We start from the raw sequence: 606 nt of genomic DNA, 5'->3' as shown, positions 1-606 counted from the left end.
TGCGCCGCTCGGCTACCGCTGCGGACTCCGGCCGGCGGCGCCCAGGCAGGCCCCGTGAGTGGTACCGCTCATACGACGGTGGTTGGCTGGAAAGCCTCCATCCGACCGGAGCTTGCCATGACGCTACCGCGCACCGTGGCCGATGTCCTGTCCGACCACGTGACCTTCGAGATCGAGTGCATCGACCGAATGTATCTCAACGTGTACGTGCCGCAGTGGCAGTTCCCCCTGGGGCTGGTCGGGTACGTGCACCGCCAGCTGGGACTACCCGTCGCCTCCACCGCCCCGCTGGCCCGAATCACTGACGCGTTCGTCACCGCGGTGCACCGCTTCGCCCACGACCACAACCTGCCCTGGGTCGACTTCGTCAAGGGGCAACGCAAGGACGACGTCGCGCACCAGCACCTCGCCCGATTCACCGGCACCGAAGGAGTGCTGTTCATCGGACGGGCACAGGAGAAAACCCCGCTGTGTCGTACCGAGAAACGCCGTGACGCCGACGGCAACGCCTACCCGTGGATCGTCAAGACCACCGGGGTCGTCAACCAGTTCTACTTCTACTGCGTCGACGACGACTTCGGCCCGTTCTTCCTGAAGTTCTGCTCC

The 606-nt window shown here is 65.5% G+C and carries 1 pseudogene; it reads left to right on the top strand.

The annotated features are described in order from the left end of the window. Positions 1–117: 117 nt before the first annotated feature. Positions 118–606: pseudogene (locus U9983_RS13785) on the top strand (hypothetical protein); the annotation flags it as partial.

Origin of the sequence: Protofrankia sp. Cas3 (genome assembly GCF_963555955.1) — a bacterium.
GTDB lineage: Bacteria > Actinomycetota > Actinomycetes > Frankiales > Frankiaceae > Protofrankia.
The sequence above is the reverse complement of the archived record's forward strand: the minus strand, read 5'-3'. Positions and strand labels throughout refer to the sequence as shown.